Raw genomic sequence first — 17571 nt, 5'->3', positions numbered from 1 at the left:
ATTATTAATTGTCTGTTTCTACGAATCGTCCTAGGATGTGGACATTTTCGGATACAGAGACAAAGGCTGTCGGATCGACCTGTTTCATGATGTGTTTAAAATCATTAAACTCTGCTCGCGTGATAACCGTAATCAAGACTGCTTTTCTCTCATGATTATAGGTTCCTTCTGCATCGTGGATCATGGTTGCTCCGCGGTGCAATTTTTTATGGATTTTTGCGATTACCTTGTCAGGATTATTGGTCACAATCATGGCCTGCATGCGTTTTTGCTTTGTAAAGACCGCATCTGTCACACGGCTCGATACAAAAATGGTGATCATAGAGTAGAGGGCGTATTTCCAACCAAAGGTCAGACCTGCTATCAGCATGATGGTTCCATTTACCAAGAAAGAAATACTGCCGACATTCTTACCCGTTTTCTTTCGAATGGTGAGACTGACGATATCTGTACCTCCGCTAGAAATATTGTTACGGAGTGCAAAACCAATCCCCAAGCCCATGACAACACCCCCAAAAAGAGCATTGATGATGGGATCCTCTGTCAAGGTCACAACTGGCACAAGCTGGATAAAGAGGGAACTCATGGATACTGTGATAAAGGTAAAGATTGTAAACTTATGCCCAATCTGATACCAAGCCAAAATCATCAACGGAAAATTGATGGCATAAAAGGTCAGCGATATCGGAATATAAAAACCAAACCAGTGATTACTCAAAGCAGAGATAATCTGTGCCAAACCCGTCGCACCACTGGAGTAAACGTGCCCTGGTTGAAAAAAGAAATTGACTGCTACTGCTGACAGAAAGCCATAAACCAGAGAAGCCGATACTTTCTCATCATATTTTTCCCGAGAGATACTTTGTAAAACTCGTAAGATTTTTATCTGATAAGCAAAGCGGCGCAGATAATAGCGCCACCGCTTAATTCGTTTTGCTTGTTTCATCTTCTTCTACTTGTAAGCTGAGTTCCTCTAGTTGTTTGAGAGCGACTGTTGATGGAGCTTGAGTCATTGGGTCTGTTGCCTTATTGTTCTTAGGAAAGGCAATGACTTCACGAATATTTTCTTCTCCTGCTAAGAGCATCACAAAACGGTCAAGACCGATAGCCAAGCCACCGTGGGGTGGGAAACCATAGTCCATGGCTTCAAGAAGGAAGCCAAACTGGTCATTTGCTTCTTCAGTTGAAAAACCAAGTGCTTTGAACATGCGTTCTTGAAGGTCTTTTTGGTTGATACGAAGACTACCACCACCAAGCTCATAACCGTTCAAGACAATATCGTAAGCAATGGCACGAACTTTAGCCAAATCACCTTCTAATTCGTGAGCTGTTTCTTCCTGTGGAAGAGTAAACGGATGGTGGGCGCTCATGTAGCGGCCTTCTTCTTCAGACCATTCAAACATTGGCCAATCAACCACCCAAAGGAAGTTAAATTTATCGTTATCAATCAAGCCCAGCTCTTTGGCGATACGGCCACGAAGGGCGCCTAGTGTTGCATTGGCCACTTCAAGCGTATCCGCCACAAAGAGAACCAAATCCTTATCTTCAAGACCAAGCGCTGCTGTCAATTCTGCTTGGATACCAGTCAAGAATTTGGCAACTGGTCCGTTTAATTCTCCCTCAACTACCTTGACCCAAGCAAGACCTTTGGCACCATACTGCTTGGCTACTTCTGTCATCTTGTCAATGTCTTTACGTGAATAGTTGTCTGCAGCCCCTTTAACGACGATTGCTTTTACTGCCGGAGCTTCTGAAAAGACTTTGAAGTCTACTCCCTTGACAACCTCTGTCAAGTCCTGAAGCAACATCTCAAAACGAGTATCAGGTTTGTCAGAACCGTAAAGAGCCATCGCGTCATCATACTTCATACGAGGAAATGGAAGAGTTACTTCGATGCCTTTTGTTTCTTTCATCACGCGCGCAATCAAGCCTTCTGTGATATCTTGGATCTCTTGCTCCGTAAGGAAAGACGTTTCCAAGTCGACCTGAGTAAACTCAGGCTGACGGTCACCACGCAAGTCCTCATCACGGAAACATTTAACGATTTGGTAGTAACGGTCAAACCCAGCATTCATCAAGAGTTGCTTAGTGATTTGTGGACTTTGAGGAAGAGCGTAGAAATGCCCTTTATTGACACGAGATGGCACCAAATAGTCACGCGCCCCTTCTGGCGTTGACTTCGAAAGGAATGGCGTTTCCACATCGATAAACTCCAACTCATCCAAGTAGTTACGGATAGAGTGGGTCACCTTGGCACGAAGCTTAAGGTTTTCTAGCATTTCTGGACGACGAAGGTCAAGGTAACGGTAACGCAAACGTGTATCGTCATTGGCCTCAATCCCATCTTTAATCTCAAAAGGTGTTGTTTTGGCTGTATTAAGCACCGTCAAAGCTGTCACGTTCAACTCAACTGCACCAGTCGGCAATTTATCATTAGCTTGCTCACGCGCAGCGACTTGTCCAGTCACCTCGATGACAAACTCACTGCGAAGACTTTCAGCTGTTGCCATGACCTCTGCAGATACTTTTTCAGGGTTGATAACCAACTGCATGATTCCTTCACGGTCACGAAGGTCGATAAAGATTAAACCACCCAAGTCACGACGACGGCCAACCCATCCTTTCAAAGTAATTTCTTGTCCGATGTGCTCCTCACGAACACGACCAGCATACATACTACGTTTCATGTTTTCTCTCCTCTTTTATTCTGTTACTATTTTACCATAAAAGCGCAGGCTCTTCATGAAAATCAGCAGAAAAGTTTGATTGTCTTTAGGAATCAAAACAAACAGACAAAAAATCCGATGAAAACGTCATCGGATTCTCTGATTATGATTCTTAACCTTTTTTACGCTTTTCAGCAATCTCAGCTGCCTTTTTAGGTAGAACAATCTCCGTTGCATAAGCCGAAGCAAAACGCAAAACACCTGCAATAGGCGCAAAGACAATTGCTAGATAGTTGTAAAAGAAATCGCCTTTAAAGGCATAGGCAAGTGCCCCGATGATAAAGAAGAGAACGACCGCCTGTATCACTGCTAATAAAATTACTCGTTTCATGTGACCTCCTGACTCTATTATAGCATGAGTATCATCAAAAAGCCGATTAAATTATTCAAAGCGTGGAGAGAAATGCTGTAAAGAAGACCTTTTCGACTCACATAAGCCAGACCCAAACTCAATCCCAGACTAGCATAAACTAAAAACTGTTGTAAAGTCCCTGGAAAATGAATCAAGGCAAAAAGCACACTCGATACGAGGAGAAACAGAGCTGTCTGTTTGCCGTTGTTCTGCTTAGGAAAGAGATAGCGCGCTAACATCCCTCTAAAGATGAGTTCTTCCGTCAGAGGAGCAAAGACTACCACCATAAAGAAACCAAATACAGGCTGTGCGACTGTCAGTTGAGATACGATTTGTTGATTGACTGACGGATCTTCTGGCAAAAAGAACTGGGCTATAATCGCCACTAGCAAAACCAGAGTTGGCAACCAAATATAACTATTAAAAACCGTCGTCTGGATGCTAACCTTTTCTGTCTGATACCATCTGTAAACTCCATAAACATAGGCCCCTGACAGGGCGACATAAAGTGGCAAGACTCCAAAGATTGAAGCCCCTAGGTCAAGCGCTGATAAAGCCATACTCTGAACCAGACCATAGCCAAAGAAAAAGGATAGAACAGCTAGCAAAAACCAGCCAAGATTTTTAAGTAAGTTCATAAAAGACTCCTATTTGAAATAACGTTTTGTTTTACGCAACTGTGCAACATTCGTGTACAAATGGATGACAACTGCTACCAGCAGAGCAACCAACTGTACTTGTCCTAATACCATAGATAGAATTACTAAGACAATATAGATACCAGGAATGAGGAGTTGATTGACCTTGAACAAGATCAAGTAAGCTTCTTCCATCTCGGCCTGTTTTTCTCCCTCATCATAAGTGTCAAGGTAGTCCAAAACTTCCTTGGGTGTGGCCATAACAGAAAGTTTATAGTTACGAATCTTGCTAGTGATTTTGAGGCAGTAAACACCCGACAAAATACTTACAACTATCAAAAGTAAGGATGTTGCTGATATGCCAAATCTTCCTAAGTCTAAAAGCATACAGAATAGCATACTAATTTGAGAAACATTCCAAGCTACCGTACCATAATCCAAGAAACGATACATAGCAAGATAGTCTTGCTCATTTCCTTCATCCTCTTCTTCTCGTTGATAATTCTGATAAGCCTGATGACTTTTTCTAGTGAAATAAAATGTTAGGATTGCCGTAATCAGCCCTAGACCAAAAAAGATTGAGAACAAGACAGGGATTACTTGCTCTTGGCTAATACCTAAAGGTTTAACTCCAAGAGCTCCGGCAAGTATTCCTAATAAAGCTCCTATAATAAAAAGTTTCAGTGCAAAAATTATGTGATTCTTTTCCATATTTTAACCTCTTTCTAAAACAAGCCAGACAACCATTGACCAAAGTCTTTCCCTGATTCAAAAATAGCTGTCAAACCTTCTGCTCCAAGCGTTACCAAAAGCAAACACACAACTACTAAGAGAATAGCTTGGTTTCTTGCTTTTTTTGCTCCATCTCCCAAGGGTTCATTCCCAAGCCAACCTGCTAGATAAGCATAGAGAGTCACGGTTATAATCCCAATCTCCGTCGAAGAGAGAAACAACAAGACTGTCATCAAACGAACAATGTTGGCTTGAATGTTAAAATAGTTTCCTAAACCTGCACAAACACCTGCAAGTGCTTTGTTCTCAGTATCGACTTGAAAACCTGCTAAAAATTCTTTCATAACTTTTCTCCTTTTACGAGCTCTTTAAATTTTATTTTTTTCTCTACCCATCTAAAGACTAATAGTAGCACTATATTATTCCAGAAGAGGTACTTGCCTTCTACGATCGTAAACCAACCAAATAGGCTTCCAATCATAGCCAAAAGATTTACGATAAACACAACTATAGATAGATAATAAATCACTTTATACTTGTTCATCACTCATCCTCCTCTAAACGAAAGACCGACTCGACCGGCTCATGGAATATCTGAGCAATCTTCAGGGCAATGACGATGGATGGCGTGTACTCATCCCGCTCAAGCAAGCTGATGGTTTGCCTGGACACGCCAGCTAGTTTGGCCAGCTCTGTTTGATTCAGGCCATCGCGAGCCCGAAGCTCTTTTAGACGATTTTTTAGCATGTCTTTTTTCTCCTTTGTTCTTATCTTGATTTCATTGTAACATATCTTTTTATTTTTGACAAGCATATTTGTCAAAAAGTTTATGATTTTTGTCATTTTGCAAAAGAAAAAGGTCAGGAATGTTTTCCTGACCAGTTTATCTGTCATTAAAATCCTAGTTTTTCAAAGATTTCTGAAAAATTTTGATTGATAGCATCAAGTGACACTTGAACTTCTTCTCGAGTTTGGTTGTTCTTAACTGTCACTTGTCCGCTTTCGACTTCGCTCTCTCCTAGCGTGATGAGAGTCTTAGCCGCAAAGACATCGGCTGACTTGAACTGAGCTTTGAGTTTACGGTTGAGGTAATCACGCTCTGCTTTGAAACCTTGTTGGCGAAGAGCCTGTACCAACTCCAGAGCCTTGACATTTGCCCCTTGACCCAAGACTGCGATATAGACATCTAGGGCATTCTCGATAGGGAGAGACACTCCTTGCTTTTCAAGAATGAGAAGCAGACGTTCTACACCAAGACCAAATCCAAATCCAGCAGTCTCAGGACCACCAAAGTAGGCAACCAAACCATCGTAGCGACCACCCGCACAGACTGTCAAGTCATTGCCCTCAATCTCAGTGATAAACTCGAAAATGGTGTGATTGTAGTAGTCCAAACCACGTACCATATTGGTATCGATGATATAGTCTACACCCAGATTTTCCAACATCTGACGCACAGCATCAAAATGAGCTTGGCTTTCTGCATCAAGGAAGTCCAAGATAGAAGGTGCATTCTCCACTGCCACCTTGTCTTCTTTTTCCTTAGAGTCCAAGACACGGAGAGGATTCTCCTCCAAGCGACGTTGGCTATCCTTAGACAAGGTCTCCTTGAGCGGTGTCAAATAATCGATCAAGGCCTGACGGTAAGCCGCACGACTCTCAGGATTTCCAAGAGTGTTAAGATGCAATTTGACACCTTGGATACCGATTTCTTTCAAGAAATGAGCTGCCATAGCGATGGTTTCCACATCGGTAGCTGGATTGCTAGAGCCAAAACACTCAACACCAATCTGGTGGAATTGGCGTAAACGCCCTGCCTGTGGACGCTCATAACGGAACATAGGGCCCATGTAATAGAACTTACTTGGCTTTTGCACTTCTGGTGCGAAGAGTTTATTTTCCACATAAGAGCGGACAACGGGCGCAGTTCCTTCTGGACGGAGGGTAATATGGCGGTCACCCTTGTCGTAGAAATCGTACATTTCCTTGGTTACGATATCCGTTGTATCTCCGACAGAGCGACTGATAACCTCGTAATGCTCAAAAATAGGCGTGCGCACTTCTGCATAGTTATAGCGCTTGAAAATTTCACGGGCAAAGCCCTCAACGTACTGCCATTTGGCAGATTCAGCAGGCAAGATATCCTGCGTTCCTTTTGGTTTTTGTAATTTCATAGGGAATCCTCTTTAAACTTAATAGTCTTATTTTACCATAAATAGAGGGATTAAAACAGTGAGAGGAGAAAATCGCAAGAGAGTCTTTTCAGAAAATTCATCAAAAACTTGCCAAATTGTCAGAATTATGAGAAAATAGAGGATATTTATCACGTGGAGGGACTGTTATGAGAGACGATATCAAAATCAATGACCGAGCTTTGGCCTTACAAGACCAAATTATCGAAAAACTAGAGAAGGTTTTTGATACAGATGTGGAATTGGATGTTTACAATCTAGGACTGATTTATGAAATCAATCTAGATGAAACGGGTCTCTGCAAGATTGTCATGACTTTCACTGATACTGCCTGCGATTGTGCCGAAAGCTTGCCTATCGAAATCGTCGCAGGTCTGAAACAAATCGAGGGTATCGAAGATGTCAAGGTTGAAGTTACCTGGTCTCCTGCATGGAAGATCACACGAATCAGTCGCTACGGCCGTATTGCCCTTGGACTGCCACCTCGTTAATGAGGCAAATCACTTTTGAAGATAAAAAGAAGCAAGCCGAAGATGGCTTGCTTTTTGATACTCAATGAAAATCAAAGAGCAAACTAGGAAACTAGCCGCAGGCTGTACTTGAGTACGGCAAGGCGACGTTGACGTGGTTTGAAGAGATTTTCGAAGAGTATGAGTTTACTTTTTACCTGACTTGTCCATATTCCAGAAGTCTGTCACGGCTCCGCGTGAAGCAGATGATACGATGTGAGCATATTTACCGAGGACACCACGGCTGTAAAGTGGTGGTAAGGTTGTTTCTGCCTTGCGTTTTTCAAGTTCTTCTTCGGATACGGCCATGGAAATTTCTTTGGTATCTTGGTCAACCGTAACGATGTCACCTGTACGAAGGTAGGCAATCGGTCCACCATCCTGAGCTTCAGGAGCGATATGTCCAACAACCAGACCATAAGTACCACCAGAGAAGCGTCCGTCTGTCAAGAGGGCAACCTTGTCTCCTTGGCCTTTACCAACGATCATGGATGAAAGCGACAGCATCTCAGGCATACCAGGACCACCCTTAGGTCCAACGAAACGAACAACGACAACATCGCCATCAACGATTTCATCTGTCAAGACAGCCTGGATAGCATCTTCTTCTGAGTCAAAGACCTTAGCTGGTCCAACGTGGCGACGCACTTTCACACCTGATACTTTAGCAACCGCACCGTCAGGGGCAAGGTTCCCGTTCAAGATGATAAGCGGACCGTCTGCACGTTTTGGATTTTCAAGTGGCATAATGACTTTTTGGCCTGGTGTAAGGTCTGCAAAGTCAGCCAAGTTTTCAGCGACTGTCTTACCAGTACATGTGATGCGGTCGCCATGAAGGAAACCATTCGCCAAGAGGTATTTCATAACCGCAGGGACACCACCGACTTCGTAGAGGTCTTGGAAGACATACTGACCAGAAGGTTTCAAGTCGGCCAAGTGAGGCACACGTTCTTGGATTGTATTGAAGTCTTCAAGTGACAAGTCAACATTGGCAGCATGGGCAATGGCAAGCAAGTGAAGAGTGGCATTTGTAGAACCACCGAGAGCCATAGTTACAGTGATGGCATCTTCAAAGGCTTCACGAGTCAAGATATCTGATGGTTTGAGACCAAGTTCCAGCATCTTAACAACAGCACGTCCTGCTGCTTCGATATCTTCTTTCTTGTCAGCTGATTCAGCTGGGTGAGAGGATGATCCTGGCAAACTCATCCCTAGAACTTCGATAGCAGTCGCCATGGTATTAGCCGTGTACATACCACCACAGCCACCAGGGCCAGGGCAGGCATTGCATTCGAGACGCTTCACGTCCTCAGCTGTCATGTCACCGTGGTTCCATTTTCCGATTCCTTCAAATACCGAAACCAAGTCAATGTCTTTGCCATCAAGATTTCCGGGTGCAATGGTTCCACCATAAGCGAAAATAGCTGGAATATCCATATTAGCAATGGCAATCATAGAACCAGGCATGTTCTTATCACAGCCACCGATAGCAACAAAGGCATCCACATTGTGACCACCCATCGCCGCCTCGATGGAGTCCGCGATGATATCACGAGATGTCAAAGAGAAGCGCATACCAGGCGTTCCCATGGCAATCCCGTCCGCTACGGTAATAGTACCAAACTGAACAGGCCAAGCACCTGCCGATTTAACACCTTCTTTCGCCAATTTCCCAAAATCATGCAAGTGAATGTTACATGGTGTATTTTCCGCCCAAGTCGAAATCACTCCCACAATCGGTGTTTCAAAGTCCTTATCTGTCATACCAGTGGCACGAAGCATGGCACGGTTTGGTGATTTAACCATGCTGTCATAAATGCTACTGCGGTGACGTTTATCTAATTCAGTCATTTGTTCCCTCCCGTTTCAGTTTTTACTATTATAGCACATTTTAAAGGCAATGAACAGAAGGAAATTCTTGAATTTTCAGAAAATTTCGATTACTAGCTTCTAATTTTTTCATCTTTTTTTGTCAAGTAACTTTACTTTACAAAAAAAATGTGTTATCCTAGTATGGTTGATGAAAATCAGTAGATTGAATCGAATTTAAATACCTAAAGGAGAAAAGAAAATGGCAGTACCTGCACGTCGCACGTCAAAAGCGAAGAAAAACAAACGTCGTACACACTACAAAGTAACAGCTCCATCTGTAAACTTTGACGAAACTACTGGAGATTACTCACGTTCTCACCGTGTATCACTTAAAGGATACTACAAAGGACGTAAAATCGCTAAAGCTGCATCAGCTGAATAATAGAAGGGAGATACCATGCGCGTAAATATTACACTTGAACACAAAGAATCTGGTGAACGCTTGTACCTTACTTCTAAAAACAAACGTAACACTCCAGACCGTCTTCAATTGAAGAAATACTCACCAAAACTTCGCAAACACGTTGTGTTTACAGAAGTTAAGTAAGCATTCAATACGAATCAATACATAAGAAAAACGCTGATTTCAAGCGTTTTTTCTTTTTGTTAATTTCAGTACATTGCAATATAAATCATTCGAATCACTACCTTTTTCACTACCTTTTTAGAAATAAGAATAATGATTCGGATATTTAAAAAAGAGGAACTTTAGTGTGAAGCTCCTCTTTTTTATTTGTTCTTTTACTTATAAATCGTATGACCTGGTTTGAGAGAGAAGTATTTCACTATATATTAAAATCATTTTATTAAAGGATTTTGTAAGACTACTATACCTTAAAAATTTGAAATTTTTTTACTATGATTAATTGAAAAAGGGAAATATACATCCTATCATACATTAATTAATCTCAAATAACAAATCTGCCCTCTAATTATCTATTCTTCATCAGTTTACTTCACTTCAATATTTCCTTAGAATAAATAGATATTTTCATTTTCTAATATCACTTTAATACTACTTAATTCTTTTTCAATTTTATATTTACTATCTTCTTTAAAATCATAAAGCGATACTGATCTATTCACATAACTACATAATAGCAATCTGACAACAAAATATCTATCCAAGCTGAAATTACTTCTAGTTCCATCTTCTCCAAGCTTCATAAATTCTTCATACATGTTTTCATCAAACGGTTTAAATATTGAGTCCCACATCCATTTAATAAATTCTTCAGAAATAAAATGGGACACCTTTGAATCTTTAGATAACTCACACAAAAATTCTGATTGTCTTAAATCTTCGATGTTTTCTTCCAAATATTGTCTATTAATAGATTTTTTCCATATTTTAAATTCTTCAATCTTCATTACTTCTTTACCCGATCGTTCTGAATAAGCTAAACAGAAAGTCAATACTAAAATAATATCCTCAAATTTCATAAACATCAAAAGATAGTCTAAAGCATTATTATCCATCAAATATTCGGTAGATTCTCCACTCAATAAAATATTTTTACTACGATTAATTCGTTCATTCTTGAGATATTCTGGCATGTACTTATCACTCATCATTTTTGAGAATGAATTAATAAAATCGCTATCTTTATACTTCCTATCAATAGTCCGTGTGAATAGAATTGAAAAAATAGATGAAAAATACTTGCTGTTTTTTCCTTTTTTATCAATTTTCTCCAAAACATTCAATAAATTTTTCAAATCTTTAAGATCTTTCAACTGATTTAAAAAGTTAATATCTTCTACTTTTTCTATCATTACTAAATATATTCTATAAATACAATAATTTCTTTTTATATTATCTTGATCTGATTTATGAACTCGAGACGGCAATCGAACACCTTTTGTATCTTCATTACAGATTTTCCAAAATATCTCTTGATAATCTTCGTTCTCATAAAAGTCATTTTCTATATCAAGCAATTTCCAGAAATCTGTTATTGCAAGATTTAGAATTTCTGTAGGCATTACCTTTAAATGATTCAAGGTATTCCACTTGTATATATAATACCAGTAAATAATGTTTAGATTTCTTTCATGAAAAATAGCATGAATTATATATCTTATTTTTTTATTTTCTTCAGTTTTATAATACTTCTTTATTCTTTTTATTAAAACGTCTATTTTTTTTGATTCACAATTAAATGCCAGATTATAGAACTGATGTAATTCTTCCTCATCTGAACTAACTTCTGCACCTCTATTTATAATGTAATCAATTCCTCTTTCAATTTTAAATTGTAAATCATCCTCTAATCCTACTATAGTTTTAAAGCTAAAAATGTTATTGAATAGTTTTTTAAAAGACTGTTCAATTTCTTTTCCTATTTTTATTTTTTCATATAAATCAGTAGTCTTATATAAATAACTTTGTGAAAAGGCTTTACTAGATAATGCTACTGATTCTATCAAAAGCGCTGTACAATAAGTTGAAACGACTACAAAGCCAGAAATCCAAATCACTTTGATATATTCGATATTTTCATTCATACTCTTAAATACATTATTAAATATTCCGATATTGAATTCTAACTTTGAACAGATAACAATTATTGGAAAACCAGCTATTAGCCAAAATAGAAGGCTAACAGGAAGTTCATTAAATCTTTTTAACCAGAAATTATCATGGAATTTTAATTTTTTAATATTATAACCTAAATAGAAATTATCTTTATTATCTATATCAACTGTCTGTTTCTCTAGAAAATTTGATATAAATATCATTATTGATACTAAACCAGCTGACATCAAAAACATGTCTTTGCCAGTTAATTGAATCGAAATATTTCCCATTATTAAGCTCGAAAATAACACTATCATCCAAATCGAAATATTTTTTATTGGATGTATTACAATTTCAATAATAAAGAAAAATAACTCTAAAATTTTTCTTAAACAAAATTTTAGTACAACTAATAATTTATCAATTAAAATATCCATCTTACTTTACTATCCCCCTAAAGAACTATTATATTTGCCATTAATATTAAATGAGCATTCTTAAAAAAACAAAAACTACTATTTATAAGTCTTATAAGTCTGAGAAACAAGCACCTTTATTATATCATAACAAACATATATTTTTTGCATTAAATCTACAAACTCATAAAACTGTAACTATTATTCTTAGGTTTCCGAAAAATAAGTATTGTTCGGAAAGTTAATAAAATTTTTGGACTTGAACTAAGAACACTATAATATGACTGGAAACTGCCAAAATCAGTTGCTTTAAAACGATAATTGATACGATTATATCAATATTTCAAATCTTTTTGCAAAGTACTTTTTATAGGTTTACACTTAAAATAATTGTTGAGTTATATAGAAACCTTTTAGATAAAGACTGAGTGCTTTTAGAGTATAATATAGTTATGTAGAGTTAAAAAGAATTGAGGAAAGTAATATTGGCTAAATCTCACATATCAGAATTATTACCAACTAAGTATAGAAAACGTCATCAATTAATGCTATATTTGTATGATATACTAGTTGATATGTTGGTTAAAGCTGATAAATATCAATTATCAAGCCTATCTTTTAGATTTACTAAAGAGATAGATGGTGAAATTGACTTATTTGATGAACTAGATAGGCAAAAAGATTTAGATATTTCTGAATATGTATATATACCTCACATCTTTTTTTCAATTTTACGTGATTTAAATTACTATCTATTTGAATCTCTGAGTTGTATAGAGAGAGGAAAAGTTACTGTTGCATTTTCTCTCGCTAGGAAACCTTTTCAAGATAATTTATTTTATTTAAGTTGGATATTGGTTCAACCACATGATTTTTTAGAAAAAATACAATATGGATCCCCTAGGGAATATGACGTAAGTAATTTGAAGGGTAAAAAAGAATTTGTTATTGACCTATTTTTAAAAGCAAAAGAATCGATTCAGTCTGAAAATGATTTTTTGGATTTTAGTAAAGAATTACTTGATCCTGAATTACTATATGACATTATATATAATCGAAAGGGAGAAAATAGTTTAACAAGTGTATTTGATCAATCTATTCATTTGGTGACAAAGAATAAAAATTATCCTACAGAAAAGCGAAATCTTAATTTTATATTTTCCGATGATAAGATTTGGGATGATTTTTGGCATTTGTTCTATGAGAAAACACCCTACATTCTAATTTATTTAGTAGAAGTAGCTATTGCTATATTCGAGAAATATTTTGATATTGATTCCGAAATAGTTATCCTTAACCGGTATATTAGAAATTTAAAGATAATTTTTGCTTTATCTGGAGAAGAAAATAAAGAATTAGAAAGTATTTTTGATTTACTATTTAGTAGTGATAATCTTAGCATGTTTTGTGAAGAGTGTAGAAAACCATATGAGTTCAATACTATTTTAGTAGAGGAATTAAAAGAAGACTATCTGTATACTTGCCAAAACTGTGGCTTGATAGAGCGATTAGGCCAATATTTTGTGAGTGATGAATTACTGAGTAATAAAAGAAAGATTCTGATTGATAACTCGAATGATGAGAATTGGAAGCTGGTCTAATACAATTAAAAGGTAGTGCCGACATAAAAATCATAGTTTAGAAAGTTGTGAAGATTTTTGAAAAGCAATCAGAAAGGATAATATGAAATTTAAAGATTACACTTGGGATAAAGAGTTTGAAATAAAAGGATATTTTTCAGAACGTTCCGATGATATAGTTAGAAAGGATAACTTGAGCGGTATTTTACATTATTCTCCTAGTGAAATTGTATTAGAATTATTTGGTGGATTTGAGGAGGAATCAGGCATTTCATTCGGTTTTGGTAAGAGTTTGGAAAAGATATATGGCTTCTCCAGTAATGGTAATATTTTAATTTTAAATACTTATGGTGAACCAATGGTACATTCCTCATCTCCTGGATTTCCGATAACTAGATATAGAGTAAAAAATTTTAAAATTTACAGTGTATTTTATAATGAGCTCGGAAATTTTGATTATAGTTCTGAGGCCTTTAAAGATTTAATTAATGAATTAGATTCTGAAAAAATCAAGGAATATAAATTTAGCTTTGAACATATTGAGGAATGGATTGAAAAATCATTGGTAACTGTTAAATATAGAGAAAATCAAACTATTTTTGAAAGTGCAGTAAGTGAATATCAACCAACAAAAGTGTTAATAAGATCACTAAGAATGAACTTTGAAGATGTGGCAATACTCCATTCTTCATATACAACTACGTCATTTACCAGTGATTATTTTATTAAACTTACTTCAGCTGATTTGAATATAAGATATTTTGATGAATTTTATCAAGCTTCACATAAGTTTAAGGAATTTATTGAGATTTTATCAAGTATACCATTGTCTTTTACTAATATTGAATTTCTTGTTCTTTATAAAATGATAGATGGTAAGCGTATGCCACTTATAAAAGGTAAATTCTTTGTTCAGCATTCTAGAAAATCCCAAAAATGGAAATCGTATTCTCAGCAAGATATTTCTTTGAGGACATTAGAAGATAATTTTGAACATATTTTAAATCATTGGTTTGATAAATCTGAGGAACTTGAATTTATAGTGAGACAATTTTCAAAAAATCTTCATGGTGATTTATACTTGGAAGATCAGTTGGTTGATGCTATTAGAAATTTAGAAGTTTACTCTAGGAATTTTAAGAATTTTAAAATTCCGAAATGTTTATCTGATGTTGAAGAAAAAGCTAGACAATCTTTGTTTGACTTTATAAACACACATCTTTTAGAAGAAGTGAGAAGAAAATTTAGAAATAAATTGAAATTTAATCAAAAAGAGCCTAATCTTTCCGAACGTTTAAAAAATTTATTCGATTCAATTGATGAGCTTAATCTGTCTAAAATTTTTTCGAATCGTGAGAGAGAACAACTAATAATAAAATTAATTCAAACACGGAATTACTATACTCATGGGAATTCGAAAGATAACTATCCAGAAATGATAACAGATATCAGTGAGATGTATGAAACAAAGTTGCTTCTTCAAGAAGTTTTGAGATACTATATTTATCAAGAATTGGATATGAAATATAAATATAAAAATTTCTAAAAGCCAAGCCATTAGCTCAATGTTTTCTGTTTTTAATTATAAATACAAAACTAAAATCCTTGGAGAAGATATTCATCTAACTTTTAGGATGTTTTAATGAAAATTGGAACAATTGACACAGTTTTTGCGACTTTGGTCGCTTATAAATATGGCTACAAACTGACAGGGGCAGTTACCTAAAAATGTTAATCAATACGATTATATCAACATTCTCATTTCCATTAATGTTTGACAAAAGATTTTGTGGAAAATCTAGATGTTGTTTTCTACTCTAATTATTTTTCTAAAACTGGGGAAAAACTGATATAATAAGCTTTGTGGTGCATTATATTAATACTTACAGAACCGAACTATTCCCCTATTTAAAAAATATTGATTCAAATTTTATGAAATTAAAAAGTAGATATCGTTCTGAAAATCCTTGATATTACGCTGTTTTTAATCCAACTGAAACCCATACTTTCCAAACCAGGTTTTAAGTTTAATAGAGTACTTTTAGAAAATCTAGATAATGTATGAATCTCTACCTTTTTTAGACTGTTATAAAGTATGTCAGAATAAGCTTTGTAAGAGTAGAAGTTAATTTTTACAGAAGTGAAGTAAGCATACCTAACTCAAAACGCCTTACTGGGCGTTTTTTGCTTTATTTACTGGCAGTCTTTAGCTTTTCAGGAGAGATTTATGGCGTATTATCTTTGGATGTTTCCTCTACTTTTTATCTTTCACGATATGGAAGAAATTATCGGTCTTGTCCCTTGGATCCGTCTCAACGAAACCTTGCTTGCCCAAAAGGCGCCAACTATTCTCAAAATCCACAAGGAAATGACAACAGAGGGATTTGCCCTTGCTGTTTTTGAAGAATTTTTCCTTGTCTTATCCATCACTTTATTAGCGTATTTTACTCAATCTAGAGTTCTTGAACTAGTTTGGCTAGGGGGATTTGTGGCCTTTGCACTTCATCTCTTGCTCCATATCGGACAATCAATCCTTCTTCGCAAGTATATCCCTGCTCTGATTACTTCTACCATTTGTTTTCCTGTCAGTGCTTATTTGATTACAGACATTGTACATTTATGGCGAGTTTCGACCAGCGAATTTTTCCTATTTTCACTGGTCGGTTCAGGCATCGTCGTCATCAATCTCCTCTTTGCTCTCTGGCTTGGGAGAAAGTATTCCACCTGGCTTGTTCACAAAAACGAATAAAATCCCCTGCAAATCTACATTGCAGAGGATTTATTTTTATTCTTGTACTTCTTTCTGAGCAGCCTTTCCTTGGTCTAGAAGGGCTTGGACGATTTTCTCATCGCGGAGTTTAACAGAATCGTTGATCATTTCTGCGGATTTGACGATGGTTGTTTCTAGTTGAGCACGTTTCTGACGTCCCAACTCAATGGCAGCAACGATACCTTGGTTTTGAGCGACTAGACTTTCAGCAAGTTTGGTGACGGATTCAACAGCTACTGTTGGACTTTGGGCAATTCGTTCCATCTGCGGAATCACTTCCTTGCTGGTTTCAGCTAGCATCTGAAGGGCGGCATTGTTGGCATTGACAATGGCATCTGCCACGACACCTGATTTCATCGATTGTTGCAAAATACCAAGTTGAGCAATCGAAAGCTTCATGGTTGGAATGGTATTGCGACGAAGCATGCCCAATTTTTGGCGCATGTCCGATGAAACTTTGACGAGATTACGCATTTGTGGAGTCGTCGTCCAAGCTACGTAAAGGCGACTAACATACTCTGTATGTTGTTGTTCCAGTGTATTGACCACTTCAGCCATACGAGCTAATTCTTGGGACTTGGTTTGATATTCTACCGTACTTGAATCTAGTTGGTCAACTTGAGCCTTCAGTTCTGCAGCACGATTGCCAGCTTCTGTCTGGCTTGCTTCTATAAAGGAAATAACTCCCACTAGATTTTCAATGGATTTGGTATTGTCCTCAATCAGCATTTCAGCAGAAACAATATTTCGCGCCAGCACATCTTCTTGCTTGACCACAGCAGCAGCCATGCCATCTAGCTTTTGCTCAACTGTTTTTGAGTCAAAATAAAATTCTTGCAGACTGTTCTGGCTCTTTTTAAACAATTTTTGCAAAAAGTTTGGCTTTTCTTCCAACTCTGCAATTTCAGCATTCTTATATTTGGCTACAAAACCTTGGAGCTCACGGTTGGTATTTTTCAGCAGGTCATCCACCTGAGGAATTTGCAGTTTCTTCTGCTCGGTCAAAATACGGTTAACCGTACCATTGACACCTTCCACCGCTGATTGACCAAAGTCCAAGAGAGCATTTTGGTCTGTGACAAACTGATCCACCAACTGAGGGACGCGCGCCTTGATTTGCTCTTGTTGCTCAGGACTTAGCTTTTCAAGAAAGGTGATCGTCTGGGCTGAGCCTGTATTGGTCTCGATGATTTCGGTTGTCTTGTCCACTTTGGCCACTGTATTATTAGCAATCTGATCAATATCAAAATTAAATTCTGTCAT

At 37.1% G+C, this 17571-nt stretch carries 18 protein-coding genes; 6 read left to right on the top strand and 12 right to left on the bottom strand.

Going from position 1 to position 17571, the window contains the following annotated elements:
- Window positions 1–4: 4 nt before the first annotated feature.
- The 9 genes from DG474_RS00550 to hisS all read right to left on the bottom strand — a co-directional run bounded on the left by DG474_RS00550 (window position 5) and on the right by hisS (window position 6622).
- Complete coding sequence (locus DG474_RS00550) at window positions 5–946, bottom strand: YitT family protein (protein WP_000806299.1); 942 nt, start codon at window positions 944–946, stop codon at window positions 5–7.
- The gene (aspS, locus tag DG474_RS00545; protein ID WP_255778289.1) at window positions 924–2687 is read right to left on the bottom strand and encodes an aspartate--tRNA ligase; all 1764 of its coding nucleotides are present in this window, start codon (window positions 2685–2687) and stop codon (window positions 924–926) included. Before aspS ends, DG474_RS00550 begins: the two co-directional genes overlap by 23 nt.
- A 151-nt stretch (window positions 2688–2838) precedes the next feature.
- Window positions 2839–3057, bottom strand: coding sequence for a hypothetical protein (locus DG474_RS00540; protein WP_000832174.1), 219 nt, complete (start codon window positions 3055–3057; stop codon window positions 2839–2841).
- 17 nt (window positions 3058–3074) lie between these two features.
- Window positions 3075–3716 (bottom strand): CPBP family intramembrane glutamic endopeptidase, encoded by a 642-nt coding sequence (locus DG474_RS00535; protein WP_255778288.1) that lies wholly within the window; start codon window positions 3714–3716, stop codon window positions 3075–3077.
- A gap of 9 nt (window positions 3717–3725) precedes the next feature.
- Window positions 3726–4427 (bottom strand): DUF3169 family protein, encoded by a 702-nt coding sequence (locus tag DG474_RS00530; RefSeq protein ID WP_255778286.1) that lies wholly within the window; start codon window positions 4425–4427, stop codon window positions 3726–3728.
- 14 nt (window positions 4428–4441) lie between these two features.
- Window positions 4442–4792: a PspC domain-containing protein gene (locus DG474_RS00525; protein ID WP_255778284.1), complete on the bottom strand. Its 351-nt coding sequence runs from the start codon at window positions 4790–4792 to the stop codon at window positions 4442–4444.
- Entirely contained in the window at window positions 4789–4992 is a 204-nt protein-coding gene (locus tag DG474_RS00520; protein WP_006149605.1) for a hypothetical protein, read from the bottom strand. Before DG474_RS00520 ends, DG474_RS00525 begins: the two co-directional genes overlap by 4 nt.
- Window positions 4992–5195, bottom strand: coding sequence for a helix-turn-helix transcriptional regulator (locus tag DG474_RS09580; protein ID WP_000916944.1), 204 nt, complete (start codon window positions 5193–5195; stop codon window positions 4992–4994). Before DG474_RS09580 ends, DG474_RS00520 begins: the two co-directional genes overlap by 1 nt.
- A gap of 146 nt (window positions 5196–5341) precedes the next feature.
- The gene (hisS, locus tag DG474_RS00510; RefSeq protein ID WP_255778282.1) at window positions 5342–6622 is read right to left on the bottom strand and encodes a histidine--tRNA ligase; all 1281 of its coding nucleotides are present in this window, start codon (window positions 6620–6622) and stop codon (window positions 5342–5344) included.
- 167 nt (window positions 6623–6789) lie between these two features.
- On the opposite strand from hisS, the gene DG474_RS00505 reads away from it, so the two are divergent.
- Entirely contained in the window at window positions 6790–7131 is a 342-nt protein-coding gene (locus DG474_RS00505; protein WP_001204052.1) for a metal-sulfur cluster assembly factor, read from the top strand.
- Between the two features lie 165 nt (window positions 7132–7296).
- On the opposite strand, the gene ilvD is transcribed toward DG474_RS00505, so the two are convergent.
- Window positions 7297–9000 carry a dihydroxy-acid dehydratase gene (gene ilvD, locus DG474_RS00500; RefSeq protein WP_000137343.1) on the bottom strand — a complete coding sequence of 568 codons (1704 nt, stop codon included), beginning with the start codon at window positions 8998–9000 and terminating at the stop codon, window positions 7297–7299.
- 220 nt (window positions 9001–9220) lie between these two features.
- Here ilvD and rpmF point away from each other — a divergent pair, with 220 nt between their 5' ends.
- A complete protein-coding gene (rpmF, locus tag DG474_RS00495; RefSeq protein ID WP_000290417.1) occupies window positions 9221–9403 on the top strand; it encodes a 50S ribosomal protein L32 in 183 nt (60 codons plus the stop codon).
- A 15-nt stretch (window positions 9404–9418) separates the two neighbouring features.
- Window positions 9419–9568, top strand: a complete 150-nt coding sequence (gene rpmG / locus DG474_RS00490) for a 50S ribosomal protein L33 (protein WP_001265622.1) — start codon at window positions 9419–9421, stop codon at window positions 9566–9568.
- A gap of 425 nt (window positions 9569–9993) precedes the next feature.
- On the opposite strand, the gene DG474_RS00485 is transcribed toward rpmG, so the two are convergent.
- Complete coding sequence (locus DG474_RS00485; protein ID WP_255778280.1) at window positions 9994–11979, bottom strand: hypothetical protein; 1986 nt, start codon at window positions 11977–11979, stop codon at window positions 9994–9996.
- 464 nt (window positions 11980–12443) lie between these two features.
- Between DG474_RS00485 and DG474_RS00480 the strand changes: the two genes are divergently transcribed.
- The 3 genes from DG474_RS00480 to DG474_RS00470 all read left to right on the top strand — a co-directional run bounded on the left by DG474_RS00480 (window position 12444) and on the right by DG474_RS00470 (window position 16287).
- Window positions 12444–13559 (top strand): hypothetical protein, encoded by a 1116-nt coding sequence (locus DG474_RS00480; RefSeq protein WP_255778279.1) that lies wholly within the window; start codon window positions 12444–12446, stop codon window positions 13557–13559.
- Window positions 13560–13641: 82 nt separating this feature from the next.
- Window positions 13642–15084 carry a HEPN domain-containing protein gene (locus DG474_RS00475; RefSeq protein WP_049519132.1) on the top strand — a complete coding sequence of 481 codons (1443 nt, stop codon included), beginning with the start codon at window positions 13642–13644 and terminating at the stop codon, window positions 15082–15084.
- A gap of 681 nt (window positions 15085–15765) precedes the next feature.
- Window positions 15766–16287, top strand: coding sequence for an HXXEE domain-containing protein (locus DG474_RS00470; protein ID WP_255778278.1), 522 nt, complete (start codon window positions 15766–15768; stop codon window positions 16285–16287).
- Window positions 16288–16323: 36 nt separating this feature from the next.
- On the opposite strand, the gene DG474_RS00465 is transcribed toward DG474_RS00470, so the two are convergent.
- Window positions 16324–17571 (bottom strand): toxic anion resistance protein, encoded by a 1248-nt coding sequence (locus DG474_RS00465; protein ID WP_049519130.1) that lies wholly within the window; start codon window positions 17569–17571, stop codon window positions 16324–16326.

Origin of the sequence: Streptococcus oralis (assembly GCF_024399415.1) — a bacterium.
In the GTDB taxonomy this organism is placed as follows: Bacteria; Bacillota; Bacilli; order Lactobacillales; family Streptococcaceae; genus Streptococcus; species Streptococcus oralis_CS.
This window is presented reverse-complemented; position numbering and strand designations above follow the sequence as displayed.